This is a genomic window from Klebsiella sp. WP8-S18-ESBL-06 (assembly GCF_014169755.1).
In the GTDB taxonomy this organism is placed as follows: Bacteria; Pseudomonadota; Gammaproteobacteria; order Enterobacterales; family Enterobacteriaceae; genus Kluyvera; species Kluyvera ascorbata_B.
Map to the genome: position 1 here is coordinate 3,985,736 of NZ_AP022256.1, position 20,377 is coordinate 4,006,112.

Sequence of the window (20,377 nt, forward strand, 5' to 3'; positions counted from 1 at the left end):
CTCTCTTACAACCGAGAGAAATCATTGAAAAGTGCAAGCCCCATTAACAACATCAGCAGAACAGAGCCAATGCGATAACTAAAGTCTTGAACTCGCTCGGATACCGGGCCGCCTTTCAGCTTCTCAATCGCCAAAAACAGCAAATGTCCCCCATCTAATACGGGGAGCGGGAACAGGTTGATTATGCCTAAATTCACGCTGATGAGTGCAAGAAACATAAGGTAGTAAATCAGCCCATACTCCGCAGACATCCCAGCCCCCTGGGCGATAGAAATCGGCCCACTGAGGTTGTTCAGTTTGACGTCACCGGTGATCAATTTTCCCAGCATACTGACCGTCAGCTTCATCAACTGCCCGGTTTTTTCCGTGGCTTCGACGATGGCGCTGAATGGCCCATACTGGCGCACTGTTTTATATTCCTCAGGCAGCGGGATAATCTTTGGTACTACCCCTGCAAACCCTTCCGCTTTTCCGCTACCGTGTTTTGTATCTGGTATCAGACTTAAAGACAAGAGACTGCCCTGCCTTTCGATCTCCAGCTGTAACGCTTTGCCGGGGTTATCACGCACCAGCGTAACAAACGTCATCCATTGCGTCAGCGGCTGACCGTTGACTGTAACGATCCGATCCCCCGCTTGTAAACCGGCTTTACGCGCCGCAGAGTCAGACTGCACCTCTGCCAGCACCGGTTCAATTTGCGCACCACGCGGACGAATACCGAGCGAGGTCACCGGATCTTCTTTATCCGGCTCGAACGCCCAGTGCCGCAGGTTGAGGATTTTATCCTGACGCTGCTCGCTGCCGAAAGGGGCCACGGTGAGAGTGGTGCTTTCGTCACCAATTTTCGCCACCAGCGCCATGCGCACAGCATCCCAGTCAGGCGTTTCGATACCATCGACGGCTTTTAGTTCCGTGCCTGGTGCAATTTGTGCTTCCGCCGCGATGGAATTGGCGGTTATTTCACCAACAACCGGACGAATACCAGGGACGCCAATGATAAACACCAGCCAGTAGGCGAAGATAGCGAAGAGGAAGTTAGCGATGGGGCCGGCGGCGATAACGGCAGCGCGCTGGCCAACCGTTTTATTGTTAAACGCCATGTGGCGCATTTCAGGCACCACCGCGTCAACGCGCTCGTCGAGCATTTTGACGTAGCCACCCAGCGGAATCAGGGCGACCACAAATTCGGTGCCGCGCTTATCTACGCGACGCCACAGCGCTTTACCAAAACCGATAGAAAAGCGTTCTACGCGGATGCCACAGCGCCGAGCAACCCAGAAATGACCAAATTCGTGTACGGTGATCAATACCCCTAACGCGACAATAAACGCGGCCAGGTTCCAGAGAATGCTCAGCATAAGTCCATCCGTTAAATCGTCCTGAAAACCAGCAGCAGCAGGCAGGCAAAGACCGGTACCGCCGCCGTCAGGCTGTCGATTCGGTCAAGGATCCCGCCGTGGCCAGGAATCAAATGACCGCTGTCTTTAATGCCGGCTTCACGTTTGAACATACTTTCGGTGAGATCACCCAAAACGGAAGCCAGCGCTGCCACGATGGAACAGGTTAACAGTATGGACGGTGCAACGTCCAGATTTGCCCACAGGCCGTAAGCCCAGGAGATAATTGCCGCCGTGATCAGGCCGCCGATAAACCCCTGCCAGGTTTTGCCCGGCGAAACCTTCGGCGCCAGCTTGTGCTTGCCGAACAGCTTACCAAACATATAGGCTCCGGAGTCTGCGCCCCAGACCAGGATCATGACATAAAGCAGCCACAGCGCGCCGCTGTAGTGGTTTTCATCATAGTGCCACGCGCGCAGCGCCAGCATTCCCCAGAAGAACGGTATAATCGTGACGATACCGAAAATCAGGCGCAGAACCTTTGACTGACGCCAGAAGGCGGCGGACGCGGGATAAGAGAGCACCAATACCAGCGCAATCACCCACCAGACCATCGAGGCCCACAGCGATGTTTCCACCACCGGTTGATGAATATTGTGGTGATATTCCGGAATCATAAAGAGCATCACCGCCAGCAACAGGCCACATAGCACCGCCAGCCACACGCGTTGAGTGCGCGAGGTGAAACCGCTTAATTGTCCCCATTCCCAGGCCGCCAGCATACAGACAACCAGCGTCACAATAGCAAAGCCGCCGGGCGGCAGCAGAAACAGGGCTGCAATGACAACCGGTATTAGAATTAATGCAGAAATCAGGCGATACTTCAGCAAAAGCTACCCCCATCAGGCCTTGTCGCCACCAGGCTCGGTGCCGCCGAAACGACGTTCACGATTGGCAAACGCATGCAGTGCACCCTCAAAGTCTTGTTCATCGAAATCGGGCCAAAGAACATCTGTAAAGTAAAGTTCAGCATAGGCAATTTGCCAGATAAGAAAGTTACTGATTCGATGCTCTCCCCCGGTCCTAATTACTAAATCTACGGGAGCCAGTTCATGCATGCAGACCTGCTGATTAAGCAGTTCTTCACTGATTTGATCGGGGCGGAGTTCCCCTTCCTGAACCTGTTCGGCTAAGCGCTGAACTCCCTGAACAATATCCCATCGGCCACCGTAGTTGGCGGCGATGTTCAATGTTAACCCCGTATTATGTTCCGTCAGCGCTTCCGCTTTCCGAATCCGCTCTTGCAGGCGGGAGTTAAAGCGACGGGTATCGCCAATGATCCGCAGCCGAACGTTATGACGGTGCAGACTTTTTACTTCGCTATCCAGCGCCCAGACGAACAGCTCCATCAGAGCGCTCACCTCTTGTTCGGGGCGATTCCAGTTTTCACTGCTGAACGCGTAAAGCGTGAGTGCTTCAATACCATGATTCGCGGCATAGGCGACGGCACGACGCACGGATTTCGCCCCGGCTTTGTGCCCAAAGGCTCGGATTTTACCTTGCTTTTTCGCCCAGCGGCCGTTGCCATCCATAATGATTGCCACATGACGGCAACCGTGGGCTGGCAGATTCTCACTGGTTGGTTGGTTAGCAGACAACATAACGCGTTTTTAATCCATAAAAAGGGATGAGCGGTACCCCGGAATACAGCGGTACACTTTGTCGCACAGGCGAGCCTGATTGATTTTACGTCTCTTTGTCTCGCAAAAAAGCCGTGTTAAATCACGGCTCTCTCCGTCGCCCAGCCAAAACGCGCAGCGATCGGGTGGCGCAGACTATATCACTGAAGCCAGATGCTCACAAATGCCATAACGGCATGTATGCTGATTCCGCTCTCATTACCTGACGAAATATTTCGTCTGCATCACCGCCGCTTCACGCGCCCACGCATCAATCGCCAGCACCTCATCTACGCTCTGAGGTTCGTACAGATCGCGCTGCTCCAGCACCGCCAGATTGAGGGCGGCGATGTCGGTAAAGCGAATCTGACCGTCGAGGAATGCCGCGACCGAAATCTCGTTAGCCGCATTCAGCGCGGTAGTCGCAGCCTGCCCCTGTTCGAAAGCATCCATCGCCAGCTTCAGGCAAGGGTAGCGGGCATAATCCGGTTCGGAAAAGCTCAGCGCGCCCAGCTTACAGAAATCCAGCGCTTTCGCCCCGGACACGACGCGGTGCGGCCAGGCCATGGTATTAGCAATCGGCGTCCGCATATCGGGCTCACCCAACTGCGCCAGCACGCTACCGTCCTGGTAACGTACCATCGAGTGGATCACCGACTGAGGGTGAATCAATACTTCCATTTGCTGGGCTGATGCATTGAACAGCCAGCGGGCTTCGATGTATTCCAGACCTTTATTCATCATGGTGGCCGAGTCGACGGAGATTTTGCGCCCCATCGACCAGTTCGGGTGACGACAGGCCTGATCTGGCGTCATGGCGCTCAGATCGGCGATAGGCGTCTCCCGGAACGGGCCACCTGACCCGGTGAGCAGAATGGACGACACCCCATGCTGCGTCAGGTCAGCGTAACCTAAGTCGCACTGAAAACTTTGCGGCAAACTCTGAAAGATAGCGTTATGTTCACTGTCGACCGGCAGCAGCCGCGCGCCAGACTGTTTTACCGCCTCGAGGAACAGCCGCCCGCAGGTCACCAGCGACTCTTTGTTCGCCAGCAGAATCGTTTTACCCGCGCGAATCGCCGCCAGGGTCGGAAGCAAGCCCGCCGCGCCGACGATTGCCGCCATCACCTGATCGACCTCATCAAGCGCCGCAACCTCACACGCCGCCTGCTGACCGCTCAGCACCTCGGTGCGGCTGCCGCGCTCGTGCAGCGCCAGCTTCAGGGCATCGGCACTTCTGGCATCGTCCATCACCGCATAGCGCGGAGCAAATTCCAGACATTGTTCGACCATCCGGTCGACATTTTTGCCCGCTACCAGCGCCGTGACGGCAAAACTCTCGGGGTTATGACGCACCACGTCCAGCGTGTTGCAGCCGATAGAGCCTGTTGAGCCCAGAACAGTTAATCGCTTCATGAGAGATCCAGGATTGATAAAATGCAAAACGCCGCCAGCGAAGCGCTTATGCTTCCTGTACGGCGTTCATCGCACCACTTACACAGCTTAGAACTGCATCAGCTCGGCTTCTTTCTCTGCCAGTGCGGCTTCAACTTTCTTGATAGCAGCATCAGTCAGTTTTTGTACTTCTTCCTGAGAACGGCGATCGTCGTCTTCGCTGATCTCTTTGTCTTTCAGCAGCGCCTTCACTTTGTCGTTCGCATCACGACGAACGTTACGCACGGAAACGCGCGCCTGTTCGGCTTCGCCACGAACGATTTTGGTCAGGTCTTTACGACGTTCTTCCGTCAGCGGAGGCAGCGGAACGCGGATATCGGTACCCGCAGAGCTTGGGTTCAGACCGAGGTCAGACGCCATGATCGCTTTCTCAACGGCCGGGCCCATAGAGCGGTCGAACACGTTGATTTTCAGCGTACGGGTATCTTCTACGGTGACGCTCGCCAGCTGACGCAGCGGGGTTGCTGTGCCGTAATACTCAACGACAATGCCATCCAGCAGGCTGGGAGAAGCACGACCCGTGCGAATTTTGCTGATTTGGTTTTTGAACGCTTCAACGCATTTGTCCATGCGTACTTCAGCATCTTTTCTGATATCGCTAATCACGTTACGAATCCTTGAAAACTAGTCTCAGTCGACCAAACGGCCACACAGTGCAGAGAATGTGCTTAAGTATAGTCTCGTTTAAATCAAGCCACAGAATATCTGAATTCTGCCAGATAAAAGCGAATCTTACCCGGAAATGGCAGTAACGGAAATTATTCCGTAATTAAAGTGCCTTCTTTTTCGCCCATGACCACGCGACGCAGAGCGCCCGGTTTGTTCATGTTGAATACGCGAATTGGCAGTTTGTGGTCACGGGCCAGCGTGAAGGCAGCCAGATCCATGACTTTCAGTTCTTTATCCAGTACTTCGCTGTAGGTCAGCTGTTCGTACATGGTGGCTGACGGGTCTTTCGCCGGGTCAGCGGTGAATACGCCGTCAACTTTGGTTGCTTTCAGCACCACGTCGGCTTCAATTTCGATGCCGCGCAGGCAGGCTGCGGAGTCGGTGGTGAAGAACGGGTTGCCGGTACCGGCGGACAGAATCACGACGCGGTTGTTACGCAGCAGGCTGATCGCCTCTGCCCAGCTGTAGTTGTCGCAAACGCCATTCAGCGGGATTGCCGACATCAGGCGGGCGTTCACATAGGCGCGATGCAGTGCGTCACGCATTGCCAGACCGTTCATTACCGTAGCCAGCATGCCCATGTGGTCGCCCACAACGCGGTTCATACCGGCTTTCGCCAGACCCGCACCGCGGAACAGGTTGCCACCACCAATGACGACACCCACCTGGATGCCCAGCTCGACAAGTTCTTTAATCTCTTGCGCCATGCGGTCAAGAATACTTGCGTCAATACCGAAGCCTTCAGTCCCCTGCAATGCTTCACCGCTAAGCTTAAGCAGAATACGTTTGTAGACAGGTTTTGCGTTGGTAGCCATTTTCTTTCCTGAGAGTGTCACGAATGGGATGGTTAAATTCGAGTGACATCATGCGTTCCTTGCCACTTAGCCCCTATAGGAGCTGGCTGATTTCCACATGACGATGTTCTTTCTGTACTGCGATTCTTTACGACACAAAAGAGAGCCGCCCTCAGGCGGCTCCTTTACTGCAATTAAGACTGCTTGGACATGGCAGCAACTTCTGCTGCGAAGTCAGTCTCAACTTTCTCGATGCCTTCGCCCACTTCGAAGCGGATGAAGCCAGTCACGTCAGCGTTGTGCTCTTTCAGCAGCTGGCCAACAGACTTGCTCGGATCCATAACGAACGGCTGACCGGTCAGAGAAACTTCGCCGGTGAATTTCTTCATGCGGCCTTCAACCATTTTCTCTGCGATTTCTTTCGGCTTACCAGACTGCATCGCGATATCCAGCTGTACCTGGTATTCTTTCTCTACCACTTCAGCGGATACGTCTTCCGGCTTAACGAATTCTGGTTTGCTTGCAGCAACGTGCATTGCCAGCTGTTTAACCAGCTCTTCGTCAGCGCCTTTAGCTGCAACCAGAACACCGATGCGCGCACCGTGCTGGTAGTTGCCCAGAACGTCACCTTCCAGGGAAGCTACGCGACGGATGTTGATGTTCTCACCGATTTTAGCAACCAGCGCAACACGTTCTTCTTCGAACTGTGCTTTCAGAACTTCAACGTCGGTGATGTTACCCGCAACAGCAGCGTCCAGAACTTTGTCTGCAAATGCCTGGAAACCAGCATCTTTAGCAACGAAGTCAGTCTGGCAGTTAACTTCCAGAATGAAAGCAACGTGGCCGTTGATTTTGGTTTTGATCACGCCGTCAGCAGCAACGTTGCCTGCTTTTTTAGCCGCTTTGATCGCGCCAGATTTACGCATGTTTTCGATTGCCAGCTCGATGTCGCCATTAGCTTCAGTCAGGGCTTTTTTGCAATCCATCATGCCTGCGCCAGTACGTTCACGCAGCTCTTTTACCAGGGAAGCGGTAATTTCAGCCATTCTAAAATCCTCGGAAGATTTGATCTGCCCGGCCTGAAACCGCACAGATTTAAAAGTGAAAAAGGGGGCCATAAACAGGCCCCCTAACCAAACGTGTTACTACCTGGTTTATAAGGGCTCTAACGAGCGTGCCTTATTACTCAGCTTCTACGAAGCTTTCTTCCGCCTGGGAAGCCAGATCGGAAGAACGGCCTTCACGAACGGTAGCAGCGACAGCGCTCAGGTACAGGGTCACAGCACGGATTGCATCGTCGTTACCCGGGATAACGAAATCAACGCCATCTGGATCAGAGTTGGTATCAACGATAGAGAATACCGGGATACCCAGGTTGTTCGCTTCTTTGATAGCAATGTGTTCGTGGTCAGCATCGATAACGAACAGTGCGTCCGGCAGGCCGCCCATGTCTTTGATACCGCCCAGGCTGTTTTCCAGTTTCTCAAGCTCACGAGTACGCATCAGCGCTTCTTTCTTGGTCAGCTTGTCGAAAGTACCGTCCTGAGACTGAGTTTCCAGATCTTTCAGACGTTTGATGGACTGACGAACGGTTTTCCAGTTAGTCAGCATACCGCCCAGCCAGCGATGGTTCACGAAGAACTGGTCGCAGCTCAGAGCAGCTTCTTTCACAGCTTCGCTTGCAGCGCGTTTAGTACCAACGAAAAGGATTTTGCCTTTACGAGAAGAGATCTTGTTCAGTTCAGCCAGAGCTTCGTTGAACATCGGTACAGTTTTCTCAAGGTTGATGATGTGAACTTTGTTACGCGCGCCGAAGATGAAAGGCTTCATTTTCGGGTTCCAGTAACGGGTCTGGTGACCGAAGTGAACACCAGCCTTGAGCATGTCGCGCATGGAAACAGTTGCCATGGTTAAAACCTCTATAGATAAAGTTGGGGTTATGCCTCCACGTATCCCATATTACCGACCCCAAAGGGCACCCCGGAATATGTGTCGATACGTGTGTGTTATTTACACAAAGTGAGATTTGTCGCTTCCGGACAAAACAATGAACGGAAGTTCGGCGCGCTTTATACCATAAAATTGGTGAAGACACCAACAGTTGTTATCTGCCCCGCAGGGCACGAAAGGCGAAGTTCAGAATGATTCTCAATTTGGCAGGCAGTGCTCCTGGCTGTTAACATTGACATCACTAATACTCAATTATTGTCGAAAAAATCGACACTGATGGACATATTCCATGGCTATTTCTATTAAGACCCCAGAAGACATTGAAAAAATGCGCGTTGCCGGCCGTCTGGCTGCCGAAGTGCTCGAAATGATTGCCCCGCACGTGAAGCCTGGCGTGACCACCGGCGAGCTGGATCGCATTTGCAACGACTATATCGTTAACGAACAAAAAGCGATCTCTGCCTGCCTTGGCTACCACGGCTATCCGAAATCGGTCTGTATTTCTATTAATGAAGTGGTGTGCCACGGTATCCCCGATGACGAAAAGCACCTGAAAGACGGCGACATCGTTAACATCGACGTGACGGTCATTAAGGATGAGTTCCACGGCGACACCTCCAAAATGTTTATCGTCGGCAAACCGACCATTCTCGGCGAGCGTCTGTGCCGCGTCACTCAGGAGAGCCTGTACCTGGCGCTCAAAATGGTGAAGCCGGGCATCAACCTGCGCGAAATCGGTGCGGCGATTCAGAAGTTCGTTGAAGCTGAAGGCTTCTCGGTGGTGCGTGAATACTGCGGTCACGGCATCGGCCGCGGCTTCCACGAAGAGCCGCAGGTGCTGCACTACGATTCTCGCGAAACCGACGTGGTGCTGAAACAGGGCATGACCTTCACCATTGAACCGATGGTCAACGCCGGTAAGAAAGAAATCCGCACAATGAAAGACGGCTGGACGGTAAAAACCAAAGACCGAAGCTTGTCTGCACAGTACGAGCATACTATTGTGGTGACGGACAACGGCTGCGAAATACTGACGTTACGCTCGGATGACACCATCCCGGCGATAATCTCGCACAACGACTAACGAAAAGCCGGCGCACGCCGGCTTTTTTATGGGTAATCGTTTTTTCTTATGGGTGGCGCAATGAGTAACTCCTTACCTGAACTGGCTTGTACCCCCCTTCCCGCCCTGCCCGGCCAACCGGAAAATCCGGTTGAGTGGCCAGAAAGCAGCCTCAACTGCACCGATATTAAAAGCCGGCTGGACGATTTCCAGCGCTGGCTGGGCGTCGCTTTCGACGATGGCGTCAGCGCCGAGCAGCTGATTGAAGCCCGCACCGAATTCATCGACCAATTGTTACAGCGGCTATGGCTACTGTACGGTTTTGGTGCCGTGGAAGACGCCGCGCTGGTTGCCGTCGGCGGCTACGGCCGCGGCGAGCTGCATCCGCTTTCGGACGTCGACCTGCTGATCCTCAGCCGTAAAAAACTGCCCGACGAACAGGCGCAGAAAATCGGCGAACTGCTGACGCTGCTGTGGGATCTCAAGCTGGAAGTGGGCCACAGCGTTCGCACGCTGGAAGAGTGTCTGCTGGAAGGCTTATCTGACTTAACCGTCGCGACCAACCTGATTGAGTCGCGGCTGCTGATTGGCGACGTCGCGCTGTTCCTCGAACTGCAAAAGCATATTTTCAGCGAAGGCTTCTGGCCGTCAGAAACGTTCTTCCCGGCCAAAGTGGCCGAACAGGAGGCGCGCCACCAGCGCTACCACGGCACCAGCTACAATCTGGAGCCGGACATTAAAAGCAGCCCGGGAGGCCTGCGCGACATCCACACCATTCAGTGGGTCGCCCGCCGCCACTTCGGCGCCACCTCGCTTGACGAAATGGTCAGCTTTGGCTTCCTGACCGAAGCAGAGCGTAACGAACTCAATGAGTGTCTGCATCTGCTGTGGCGCATTCGCTTTGCCCTGCATCTGGAACTAACCCGCTACGACAACCGCCTGCTGTTCGACCGTCAACTTAGCGTCGCCCAACGCCTGAAGTATGCCGGTGAAGGCAATCAGCCGATCGAACACATGATGAAGGACTTCTATCGCGTTACCCGCCGCGTCGGCGAGCTGAACCACATGCTGCTGCAGCTGTTTGATGAGGCGATCCTGGCGCTGACCGAAGACGAAAAGCCACGCGCCATCGACGACGACTTCCAGCTGCGCGGTACGCTGATCGATTTGCGCGACGACACGCTGTTTATTCGCGAGCCGCAGGCGATCCTGCGCATGTTCTATATGATGGTGCGTAACAGCAATATCACCGGCATCTATTCCACTACGTTGCGCCACCTACGCCACGCGCGGCGTCATCTTACCGAGCCGCTGTGCTATATCCCCGAGGCGCGTTCGCTGTTCCTGAACATGCTGCGCCACCCTGGTGCGGTCAGCCGCGGTCTGCTGCCAATGCATCGCCACAGCGTGCTGTGGGCCTATATGCCGCAGTGGTCGTATATTGTCGGCCAGATGCAGTTCGACCTGTTCCACGCCTATACCGTTGATGAACACACCATCCGCGTGCTGCTAAAGCTCGAAAGTTTCGCTCACGAAGAAACCCGCTCGCGCCATCCGCTGTGCGTCGACCTGTGGCCGCGCCTGAACCACCCGGAGCTGATTCTGATTGCCGCCCTGTTCCACGATATTGCAAAAGGCCGCGGCGGCGACCATTCCATCCTCGGCGCGCAGGACGTGCTGAAGTTTGCCGAACTGCACGGGCTGAACTCGCGCGAAACCCAGCTGGTCGCCTGGCTGGTGCGCCAGCATCTGCTGATGTCCGTCACCGCCCAGCGCCGCGATATTCAGGATCCGGAAGTCATCAAGCAGTTTGCTGAAGAAGTACAGACCGAGCACCGCCTGCGCTTCCTGGTGTGCCTGACGGTGGCCGATATCTGCGCCACCAACGAAACGCTGTGGAACAGCTGGAAGCAGAGCCTGCTGCGCGAGCTGTACTTCGCCACTGAAAAACAGCTGCGCCGCGGGATGCAAAACACGCCGGATATGCGCGAACGCGTCCGTCATCACCAGATGCAGGCGCTGGCGCTGCTGCGCATGGACAACATCGACGAAGAGGCGCTGCATCAAATCTGGAACCGCTGTCGCGCCAACTACTTTGTGCGCCATACGCCAAACCAGCTGGCCTGGCACGCCCGTCATCTACTCAAACACGACCTGACCCAGCCGATGATCCTGCTCAGCCCGCAGGCCACACGCGGCGGCACCGAGATCTTTATCTGGAGCCCCGATCGGCCGTACCTGTTCGCCGCCGTGTGCGCCGAACTGGATCGCCGCAACCTGAGCGTGCACGACGCGCAGATTTTCACCACCCGCGACGGCATGGCGATGGACTCATTCATCGTGCTCGAACCGGACGGCAGCCCGCTGTCCAGCGATCGTCATGAAGCAATCCGCTTAGGGCTCGAGCAGGCAATTACCCAGCGCAGCTGGCAGCCGCCGCAGCCGCGTCGTCAGGCGGCCAAGCTGCGCCACTTTTCGGTGGATACCGAAGTCAATTTCCTGCCGACCCATACCGACCGCCGCTCATTCCTTGAGCTGATCGCGCTCGACCAACCTGGGCTGCTCGCCCGCGTCGGTCAGGTGTTTGCCGACCTGGGCATTTCGCTCCACGGGGCCAGAATTACGACAATTGGTGAACGAGTAGAAGATTTATTTATAATCGCCACCGCCGACCGGCGTACCCTTAATAATGAGCTGCAACAAGAAGTGCAACAACGGTTGACAGCAGCCCTCAATCCAAACGATAAAGGGTAACGTATTTTTTTTAAGTAAATGGAAAGAGAAACAATGCAGCAATTACAGAACGTTATTGAGTCCGCTTTTGAGCGTCGCGCCGACATCACGCCGGCAAATGTGGATACCGTAACCCGCGAAGCGGTTAACCAGGTGATTTCCCTGCTTGATTCCGGCGCGCTGCGTGTCGCTGAAAAGATTGACGGCCAGTGGGTCACTCACCAGTGGCTGAAGAAAGCGGTTCTGCTCTCTTTCCGTATTAACGATAACCAGGTTATCGACGGTGCGGAAAGCCGCTACTTCGATAAAGTACCGATGAAATTCGCCGACTACGACGAAGCGCGTTTCCAGAAAGAAGGTTTCCGCGTAGTGCCACCGGCAGCCGTTCGCCAGGGCGCTTATATCGCGCGTAACACCGTACTGATGCCATCCTATGTGAACATCGGCGCTTACGTTGACGAAGGCTCCATGGTCGATACCTGGGCAACCGTTGGCTCCTGCGCGCAAATCGGTAAAAACGTTCACCTGTCCGGCGGCGTCGGCATCGGTGGCGTACTGGAACCGCTGCAGGCGAACCCAACCATCATCGAAGACAACTGCTTCATCGGCGCGCGTTCTGAAGTGGTTGAAGGCGTGATCGTTGAAGAAGGTTCCGTGATCTCCATGGGCGTGTACCTCGGTCAGAGCACCAAAATCTACGATCGCGAAACCGGCGAAGTCTTCTATGGTCGCGTACCGGCAGGCTCCGTTGTCGTTTCCGGCAATCTGCCTTCTAAAGACGGCAAGTACAGCCTGTACTGCGCGGTCATCGTGAAGAAGGTCGATGCGAAGACCCGCGGTAAAGTGGGTATCAACGAGCTGCTGCGTACTATCGATTAATAAGATGCGAAAAAGCGGGGGCTACCCCGCTTTTTTTTATTCGTAAGCTGGCGGAAATAGATTTTTTCGTTAATTATTCAATAGTTAATTTAGATCAGGGGTGCCGCTATGTACGATAATCTGAAAAGTTTAGGGATTACCAATCCCGATGAAATCGATCGTTACAGCCTCCGGCAGGAAGCCAACAACGATATCCTGAAAATCTATTTCCAGAAGGATAAAGGCGAGTTTTTTGCCAAGAGCGTCAAGTTCAAGTATCCACGTCAGCGTAAAACCATCGCCGGTGACGGCGTGGGACAGGGCTTCAAAGAAGTGCAGGAAATCAACCCAAATCTGCGCTACGTGATCGACGAGCTGGATCAGCTCTGCCAGCGAGATCGCACAGAAGTCGATCTGAAGCGTAAGATCCTGGACGATCTGCGTCACCTCGAAAGCGTTGTGACCAACAAGATCAGCGAAATTGAAGCCGATCTGGAAAAGCTAACGCGTAAGTAGCTGCGGGTGAATGTATTCGTAGGCCGGGTAAGGCGAAGCCGCCACCCGGCAATGTGCAAGTGCCATGCCTGATGGCGCTACGCTTATCAGGTCTACGCAAACCACAAATTATGCATCAATATCACAACCGGGTTTTATCACCGCTGCTCATCCAGCTGTAGCGCAATATACAACAGCAGCCTGTCATCGAAATTCCCCAAATCCAATCCCGTCAGTTCAGAGATACGGTTCAGGCGATACTCCAGCGTATTACGGTGAATAAACAGCGCTTTTGACGTGGCCAGCGGCTGCACGTTATGGCGAAACCACGCGGCTAGCGTACGGCGCAGCAGGCCGTTGTTGTCCATTGCCTTCAGGCGCATTAGCGGACGCGACAGTTCATTCGCCTGCCAGCCGCCGCGCAGGCTATCGAGCAGTACCGGCAACATTAAATCCTGATAGAAATAGCTGCGGCTTTCCGGCATCCGCTGCTTACCCACCATCATGGTGGTGCGCGCGGTGCGATACGAGCGGGCAATGCTGCCCGGCCCGGTAAAATAGTTGCCGAGCGCCACGCGAAAACGCAGATGGCCGTTTTCTTTCATCCGCGCAATCAGCTGCTCAACGCGCTTTTGGTGATCTTCGGCATCCCAGCGGCCAAAGGGGTTGAGCGCCGGCTTCAGTACCACCATTTCGGTCAGCGAGACAATGGCAATCAGGTTATTGCGCTCCGGGGTGGTCAGCGCGTTTTGCAGCTGCTGCAGTTCCGCCATCGCGCTATCGACACCCAGCTGGCCGCTGTCCACTTCCACCACCGCCGCCACGCGCGGCTGATTGAGGTCAATGCCCAGACGCTGTGCCCATTCGGTCAGCGCGGGCGTGTTCTCTTCGGCCTGGATCAGGTTCATCACCAGCTCTTCACGCAAACGGCTATCCTGCGCCAGCAGGTGCATCAGCCGAGACTGCTCAAGCATCATCTCCGCCGTCATGCACACCAGCTCACCGTATTTGCGCAGCGTCTCCGGTTCACCGGTCAGGCCAATAACACCGACGATTTCCCCCTCCAGACGCAGCGGTAGATTGATGCCTTGCCGGACGCCGTGCAGATGGCGCGCCACCGCATCGTCAATATCCACCACCCTGCCCTGAGACAGTACCAACAGCGCGCCTTCGTGCAATTCACCAATACGCTCGCGATCGCCGCTGCCGATAATGCGCCCACGAGCATCCATTACGTTGATATTGGTATCAATGATGCGCATGGTTCGCGCCACAATATCCTGCGCCATTTTTGTATCAAGATGCCAGCTAGCCATGAACCCCTCCTGTGAGCAGGTTACATGATAAGAAAGATGCTAAAGCGCCGCACTGTGCAAATGCACAAAGCACGATTGAGATCTATGGAGTTGTGGGAAGCTTCACATTACGCAGAAAGAAACCCTTTCCCCGCGCGGGGAAAGGGTTGGGGTGAGGATTACTGCATCAGCAGGTAGATAGTGCTATCGCCACGCTGAATATTCAGCGCCAGCACGGACGGTTTGCTGTCGAGGATTTTGCGCAGCTCGGCGATATTTTTCACCGCCTGCTGGTTTGCTCCCACGATAACGTCACCTTTCTTCAGGCCAATCTGTGCGGCCGGGGTGCCGGCTTTCACCGAATTCACCACCACGCCTTTGTCCTGGCCTTTGTTGCTCATCTCTGCGCCTTCAATCCCGTTGAAGATGCTGCTGGACTCAACCTGATTCTGGCTGCTCTGCTGCAGTTCAAGGTTAACCGTTACCGGCTTACCGTCGCGCAGCAGGCCGAGGGTGATTTTGCTGCCCACCGGCATGGTGCCTACCTGCGCACGCAGGGCTGCGAAACTGCTGATCGGCTTGCCGTTCAGCTCGGTAATAACGTCGCCCGCTTTGATGCCCGCTTTCGCGGCGGAAGAGTTCGGCATCACCTGGCTGACGAAGGCGCCGCGCTGAGCGTCGACTTTCATCGCTTTCGCCAGCTCGGAGTTCAGCTCAGTACCCATAATGCCCAGCTCACCGCGTTTCACCTGACCAAATTTCACCATCTGGTCGGTCAGGTTTTTCACCATGTTACTCGGGATAGCAAAACCGATACCGATGTTGCCGCCGTCCGGCGCGAGGATTGCGGTGTTAATCCCGATCAGTTCGCCGTTCAGGTTAACCAGCGCGCCGCCGGAGTTACCGCGGTTGATCGCCGCATCGGTCTGGATAAAGTTTTCGTAGTTTTCGACGTTCAGACCGCTACGCCCCAGCGCCGAGACGATACCTGAAGTCACGGTTTCGCCTAGGCCGAACGGGTTACCGATGGCGACGGTATAGTCACCTACGCGCAGTGCGTCGGAATCCGCCAGCTTAATCGCGGTCAGGTTTTTCGGGTCCTGAATCTGAATCAGCGCGATGTCGGAACGCGGGTCCTTACCGACCACTTTGGCATCGAACTTGCGCCCATCGCTCAGTTGAACCTTAATCACGTTGGCGTTATCGACCACGTGGTTGTTGGTCACGACGTAGCCTTTGGCCGCGTCAATCACCACCCCGGAACCCAGCGCCATAAATTTCTGCTGCTGCTGCGGCTGGCCGCCAGCGCTCGGGCCCGCGCCCTGACAGAACGGCGAGCTCTGGAACGGTGAACCGTCCTGGCAGAACGGCGAGTTGTCGCCGAAGAACTGCTGGAAATTACGGCCCATGCGCGGCGTGTTTACCGTTGTGCTGCCCTCAACATTAATGCTGACGACTGACGGCATTACCTTTTCCAGCATCGGTGCCAGGCTAGGCATAGGCTGGGCAGCGGATGCGGTGGAAGATGCCGTCTCGGCCGCGCTAGCGGACAACGGAGACAGAGCCAGACTTAAACTAAGAGCCAGTGCACTCATTGCTAACGTGGTTTTTTTCATGTGTTTCAATCTCAATATCAGATTACGCAAAATTGCTGTGTCGTGACTATCAGATTCACTTTATGGCACTAAGTTCCGTTTTACGGTGCGTTGGAAAAGTAAAAATTTATTGAGCGCCTTTACAAAACTTCTGATTATTCTACCGCCATCAGCCGTCGATATTCATCCCATGCGTAGAGATCGGTCATACCGCTGATATAATCCTGCAACAGGCGACAGCGATAATAATATTCCATCACCGGGAACTCCACGCTCTCGCGCGGAATTTTGTTTACCGCCTCAACATAGGCTAAACGATGGCGGGTTGAAAGTTTGCAGAAAAGCCGTGACTCAATCGGCAAGTGACGGACTCTTTCCTGTTCTACCAGTTCGCTGAAATCGCTTAAGGATAATTTAAGCAACGGCCCATAGATATCCAGTAACCCGCCAATAACGCGGTAGCCCTGTAATTCAAGCTGCTCGACCTCAGGATGACTAAAGACATGTTTTCTCGCAACATTTTTATAAACATCCAACAATTTACTATAGCTACTTTCATCTTCCAGCAGCGCGTGATTAAAATCACCGGTATAAATCTGCGACAAATTATCAATAAACCGCTGTGCCGCATAGGGCACCAATTTATTTAGCGTATTGACCCGTAAATACATAAAGAACTGATCTTCAGCACTGCGGCTTAATGAATTGGCGCGCGATTTATCCCAGGCATTTTCCACCACCTGTGCGAACAGTGAGCCTTTAGCATGATCCGACCAGGCATCGTATAAATGCTGATACAGCTGCTCAACGCTAAAGATGCGTTTTTCTACCGCATCTTCAAGGTCAGCGACACAATAAGAAATATCATCGGCCGCTTCCATAATCCAGGTTAATGGAAAGCGATTGTAAGGCGCTAAATCAAGTTCTTTACGTAAGCGCGCAATATACTGTTCTTCAGCCAGGTAGTAGCCCGGTTTTTTCATTAAATAACTGTGGGTCGCCGGCGTCTCGCCCGCCCACCAGGCCGGGCGGGTGTATTTCAAAATGCACCCCACCTGCGCCCAGGTCAGATTCATGCGCATTAAGGTGTGTACCAGGCGAATGCCCTGCGCGTTGCCCTCGAAGTGACATAAATCCTGGCGCACCTTACGGCGAAGCCCGTTCAGCGCCTCTTCCCCCTCGCGCAGCCGCAGGCTGACCACCTCACAGCGGTCGTGGCTGAGCGGCTGGCCCAGCGCGTCTTTCGGCGCCAGACGCTGGCTGAACCAATCGTTGATCGCCGCTTCGCCAAAGTGGCCGAACGGCGGGTTGCCGATATCGTGCATCAGACAGGCCATTTCAACCACGCTCTCAAACGGCCCGGTCAGCTCGTCGAGCCCGTAGGCAGCCAGCAGCTTTTTCTCTTTCAGGCGGCTGAGGATCTCTTTGGCGATATAGCGCCCCACCTGCTGCACCTCCATCGAGTGGGTCAGGCGCGTGCGGACGGCAGCGTTGCGTTCCAGCGGGAACACCTGGGTTTTCTGCTGCAGGCGGCGAATGGCGGGCGAGTTAATAATGCGCCCACGGTCGCTTTCAAAAATGCGCAGAATTTCATGCTCCGAGCCCGCGCCCTGCGGTGAGCGATAGCGCCGACGCCAGTTAATTTTGTTGCGAAAATCAATCTTAGCCATAGCCTCTCCATCGCGAGCCACTCATTACAAGACATGCGCTTCCGTCGAACCGCATGATAAACTATGCCTTTAAACATGGCATATCGCGAGTAAATCTATGAAAATCGGCATTATTGGCGCAATGGAAGAAGAAGTGACGCTGCTGCGTGACAAAATCGAAAATCGTCAAACTATCACCCTCGGCGGTAGCGAAATCTACACCGGTCAGTTGAACGGCGTTGACGTTGCGCTACTGAAGTCAGGCATTGGTAAAGTGGCTGCCGCGATGGGTGCCGCCCTGCTGCTGGAGCGCTGCCAGCCGGACGTGGTGATCAACACCGGTTCTGCGGGTGGCCTGGCGCCGACGCTGAAAGTGGGCGATATCGTGGTCTCCGACGAAGCGCGCTACCATGATGCCGACGTCACCGCATTCGGCTACGAAATTGGGCAAATGGCCGGTTGCCCGGCAGCGTTTAAAGCCGACGAAAAACTGATTACCGCGGCGCAATCCTGCATTAAGGCGCTGGATCTGAACGCCGTTCGCGGCCTGATTGTCAGCGGCGATGCCTTCATTAACGGTGCCGAAGGGCTGGCAAAAATCCGCCGCAACTTCCCACAAGCGATTGCCGTTGAAATGGAAGCGACCGCAATTGCCCACGTGTGTCACAGCTTTGCCGTGCCGTTCGTGGTGGTGCGCGCCATCTCCGACGTGGCAGACAAAGAGTCTCACCTCAGCTTTGACGAGTTCCTGGCCGTCGCGGCTAAACAGTCAACCCTGATGGTTGAAGCGCTGGTGCAGAAGCTGGCGCGTGGCTAAGCGGCTTCTCACCGGGCTGCTGGCCCTGCTGTTTAGCGCCCCGGCGTGGCTAACTGCCGCGCCGCGGGTTATCTCTCTCTCCCCAGCCAATACCGAACTGGCCTTCGCCGCTGGGATCGTCCCCGTTGGCGTCAGCGCCTGGTCAGACTATCCCGCGGCCGCCAAGCAGATTGAACAGGTCGCCTCGTGGCAGGGTATCAACCTTGAGCGTATCGTTGCGCTGCACCCCGACGTCGTGCTGGCGTGGAAGGAAGGCAACGCCGAGCGACAGGTCAATCAGCTGCGCTCGCTGGGCATCACCGTACTGTGGATTGATTCACACCGTATTGAAGATATTGCCGACGCGCTGCGCGCGCTGGCAAAGTGGAGCCCGCAGCCGCAAAAAGCCGAACAGGCTGCCGCCGACTTATTACACGACTACACGCAGCTGAAGGCTCAATACGCCAGCGCGCCGAAAAAACGCGTGTTCATGCAGTTCGGCTTTAACCCGATTTTCACCAGTAATAAAAATGCGATTCAAAACCAGGTACTGGAAATTTGCGGTGGGCAGAACGTTTTTGCCGACAGCCGCGTCGCCTGGCCACAGGTCAGCCGCGAGCAGGTGTTGACCCGTCAGCCGCAGGCGATTGTTGCCGCCGGAGACGAGAGTCAAATTCCGAAAATTCAGCAGTACTGGGCTAGCCAGCTCACAGTCCCGGTCATTCCGCTGAATAGTGACTGGTTTGAACGCGCGAGCCCACGTATTATCCTTGCCGCAAAACAACTCTGTACTGCGCTGGAGCAGGTTCATTAACGGGATAATTGGTCATGCTTGTTTACTGGCTGGATATTGTTGGCACCATGGTTTTCGCCGTTTCTGGCGTATTACTGGCAGGAAAGCTGCGCATGGACCCGTTCGGCGTACTGGTGCTCGGCGTGGTCACCGCCGTCGGCGGCGGCACCATTCGCGATATGGCGCTCGCTAACGGCCCGGTGTTTTGGGTAAAAGATCCCACCGACCTGGTCGTGGCAATGGTCACCTGTATGTTAACCATCGTACTGGTGCGCCAGCCGCGCCGTCTGCCGAAATGGGTGCTGCCGGTGCTCGACGCCGTCGGGCTGGCGGTGTTCGTCGGTATCGGCGTGAATAAAGCCTTCCTCGCCCACTCCGGGCCGCTGGTTGCCATCTGCATGGGCGTGGTGACCGGCGTCGGCGGGGGGATCATCCGTGACGTGCTGGCGCGCGAAGTGCCGATGATCCTGCGCACCGAAATCTACGCCACGGCGTGCATTATTGGCGGGATTGTCCACGCGACGGCCTACTACACCTTCGACGTGCCGCTGGAGAACGCCAGTATGATGGGGATGGTGGTCACGCTGGCCATTCGCCTGGCGGCCATTCGCTGGCACCTGAAGCTGCCGACCTTCGCACTGGACGATAACGGGCGCTAACCCCAGATGCATAAAACAAAATAGCCTACCGCAAGGTAGGCTATCACGGTAGGCCGGATAAGGCGTTTACGCCGCCATCCGGCAACCTGCGCAGAATCTGCCGGATGGCGCTTTGCTTATTCGGCCTACAACGTGACCGGCATTGCACCAGAGACTCATCAGATGCTGAAGGAAGAACCGCAGCCGCAGGTGCTGGTTGCGTTCGGGTTGGTCACGATAAAACGTGAACCTTCCAGCCCTTCGGTGTAGTCGACGGAACCGCCCACCAGATACTGCAGGCTCATCGGATCAACCACCAGGCCTACGCCCTGTTTTTCGATGGTCATGTCGCCTTCGTTGATCTGATCGTCAAAGGTAAAGCCATACTGGAAGCCGCTGCAGCCGCCGCCCGTGATATACACGCGCAGCTTCAGGTTTGGATTCTCTTCATCCGCAATCAGGACTTTTACTTTTTTGGCTGCGGCGTCGGTAAACTCCAGCGGCAGCGCTACGTCATCACTCATTTTATGCTCCCATTACTACAGCTAGTCTGGGCAATTATTAACCCGACTCTTTGG

At 55.1% G+C, this 20,377-nt stretch carries 19 protein-coding genes; 7 read left to right on the top strand and 12 right to left on the bottom strand.

Annotation, left to right across the window (positions count from 1 at the left end; all coding sequences use genetic code 11):
- Positions 1-5 precede the first annotated feature (5 nt).
- From rseP to rpsB, 8 genes are all read right to left on the bottom strand, one after another.
- Positions 6-1,358: a sigma E protease regulator RseP gene (gene rseP, locus H7R76_RS19265; RefSeq protein WP_106925574.1), complete on the bottom strand. Its 1,353-nt coding sequence runs from the start codon at positions 1,356-1,358 to the stop codon at positions 6-8.
- 11 nt (positions 1,359-1,369) lie between these two features.
- Positions 1,370-2,227 carry a phosphatidate cytidylyltransferase gene (cdsA, locus tag H7R76_RS19270; protein WP_106925572.1) on the bottom strand — a complete coding sequence of 286 codons (858 nt, stop codon included), beginning with the start codon at positions 2,225-2,227 and terminating at the stop codon, positions 1,370-1,372.
- A 12-nt stretch (positions 2,228-2,239) separates the two neighbouring features.
- The gene (ispU, locus tag H7R76_RS19275) at positions 2,240-2,998 is read right to left on the bottom strand and encodes a (2E,6E)-farnesyl-diphosphate-specific ditrans,polycis-undecaprenyl-diphosphate synthase (RefSeq protein WP_106925570.1); all 759 of its coding nucleotides are present in this window, start codon (positions 2,996-2,998) and stop codon (positions 2,240-2,242) included.
- A 237-nt stretch (positions 2,999-3,235) separates the two neighbouring features.
- Positions 3,236-4,432, bottom strand: a complete 1,197-nt coding sequence (gene ispC, locus H7R76_RS19280; protein WP_182966155.1) for a 1-deoxy-D-xylulose-5-phosphate reductoisomerase — start codon at positions 4,430-4,432, stop codon at positions 3,236-3,238.
- An 87-nt stretch (positions 4,433-4,519) separates the two neighbouring features.
- Positions 4,520-5,077, bottom strand: coding sequence for a ribosome recycling factor (gene frr / locus H7R76_RS19285; RefSeq protein WP_106925566.1), 558 nt, complete (start codon positions 5,075-5,077; stop codon positions 4,520-4,522).
- 152 nt (positions 5,078-5,229) lie between these two features.
- Positions 5,230-5,955 (bottom strand): UMP kinase, encoded by a 726-nt coding sequence (gene pyrH, locus H7R76_RS19290; RefSeq protein ID WP_001748944.1) that lies wholly within the window; start codon positions 5,953-5,955, stop codon positions 5,230-5,232.
- Between the two features lie 173 nt (positions 5,956-6,128).
- The gene (gene tsf, locus H7R76_RS19295) at positions 6,129-6,980 is read right to left on the bottom strand and encodes a translation elongation factor Ts (protein WP_106925564.1); all 852 of its coding nucleotides are present in this window, start codon (positions 6,978-6,980) and stop codon (positions 6,129-6,131) included.
- A gap of 136 nt (positions 6,981-7,116) precedes the next feature.
- A complete protein-coding gene (rpsB, locus tag H7R76_RS19300; protein ID WP_064547569.1) occupies positions 7,117-7,842 on the bottom strand; it encodes a 30S ribosomal protein S2 in 726 nt (241 codons plus the stop codon).
- Between the two features lie 331 nt (positions 7,843-8,173).
- On the opposite strand from rpsB, the gene map reads away from it, so the two are divergent.
- From map to H7R76_RS19320, 4 genes are all read left to right on the top strand, one after another.
- Positions 8,174-8,968, top strand: coding sequence for a type I methionyl aminopeptidase (map, locus tag H7R76_RS19305; protein WP_106925562.1), 795 nt, complete (start codon positions 8,174-8,176; stop codon positions 8,966-8,968).
- Between the two features lie 60 nt (positions 8,969-9,028).
- Positions 9,029-11,701 (top strand): bifunctional uridylyltransferase/uridylyl-removing protein GlnD, encoded by a 2,673-nt coding sequence (gene glnD / locus H7R76_RS19310; protein ID WP_182966157.1) that lies wholly within the window; start codon positions 9,029-9,031, stop codon positions 11,699-11,701.
- 33 nt (positions 11,702-11,734) lie between these two features.
- On the top strand, positions 11,735-12,559 hold the full coding sequence (gene dapD, locus H7R76_RS19315) for a 2,3,4,5-tetrahydropyridine-2,6-dicarboxylate N-succinyltransferase (protein WP_052285401.1): 825 nt from the start codon (positions 11,735-11,737) through the stop codon (positions 12,557-12,559).
- A gap of 108 nt (positions 12,560-12,667) precedes the next feature.
- On the top strand, positions 12,668-13,054 hold the full coding sequence (locus H7R76_RS19320) for a DUF3461 family protein (RefSeq protein ID WP_182966159.1): 387 nt from the start codon (positions 12,668-12,670) through the stop codon (positions 13,052-13,054).
- A 137-nt stretch (positions 13,055-13,191) separates the two neighbouring features.
- Here H7R76_RS19320 and cdaR read toward each other — a convergent pair whose 3' ends face one another.
- The 3 genes from cdaR to dgt all read right to left on the bottom strand — a co-directional run bounded on the left by cdaR (position 13,192) and on the right by dgt (position 17,593).
- Entirely contained in the window at positions 13,192-14,349 is a 1,158-nt protein-coding gene (gene cdaR / locus H7R76_RS19325; protein WP_106925556.1) for a DNA-binding transcriptional regulator CdaR, read from the bottom strand.
- A 158-nt stretch (positions 14,350-14,507) separates the two neighbouring features.
- Positions 14,508-15,944 carry a serine endoprotease DegP gene (gene degP / locus H7R76_RS19330; protein WP_106925554.1) on the bottom strand — a complete coding sequence of 479 codons (1,437 nt, stop codon included), beginning with the start codon at positions 15,942-15,944 and terminating at the stop codon, positions 14,508-14,510.
- Positions 15,945-16,078: 134 nt separating this feature from the next.
- Positions 16,079-17,593, bottom strand: a complete 1,515-nt coding sequence (gene dgt / locus H7R76_RS19335) for a dGTPase (RefSeq protein WP_182929433.1) — start codon at positions 17,591-17,593, stop codon at positions 16,079-16,081.
- Between the two features lie 97 nt (positions 17,594-17,690).
- Here dgt and mtnN point away from each other — a divergent pair, with 97 nt between their 5' ends.
- From mtnN to H7R76_RS19350, 3 genes are read left to right on the top strand one after another with little or no spacing between them, the layout of a single operon-like run.
- Complete coding sequence (gene mtnN / locus H7R76_RS19340; RefSeq protein ID WP_182929434.1) at positions 17,691-18,389, top strand: 5'-methylthioadenosine/S-adenosylhomocysteine nucleosidase; 699 nt, start codon at positions 17,691-17,693, stop codon at positions 18,387-18,389.
- Complete coding sequence (gene btuF / locus H7R76_RS19345; protein WP_182929435.1) at positions 18,382-19,182, top strand: vitamin B12 ABC transporter substrate-binding protein BtuF; 801 nt, start codon at positions 18,382-18,384, stop codon at positions 19,180-19,182. The genes mtnN and btuF overlap by 8 nt, the downstream gene beginning before the upstream one ends.
- 14 nt (positions 19,183-19,196) lie before the next feature.
- Complete coding sequence (locus H7R76_RS19350) at positions 19,197-19,820, top strand: TRIC cation channel family protein (protein ID WP_106925546.1); 624 nt, start codon at positions 19,197-19,199, stop codon at positions 19,818-19,820.
- A gap of 158 nt (positions 19,821-19,978) precedes the next feature.
- On the opposite strand, the gene erpA is transcribed toward H7R76_RS19350, so the two are convergent.
- The gene (erpA, locus tag H7R76_RS19355; protein WP_106925544.1) at positions 19,979-20,323 is read right to left on the bottom strand and encodes an iron-sulfur cluster insertion protein ErpA; all 345 of its coding nucleotides are present in this window, start codon (positions 20,321-20,323) and stop codon (positions 19,979-19,981) included.
- Positions 20,324-20,377 lie beyond the last annotated feature (54 nt).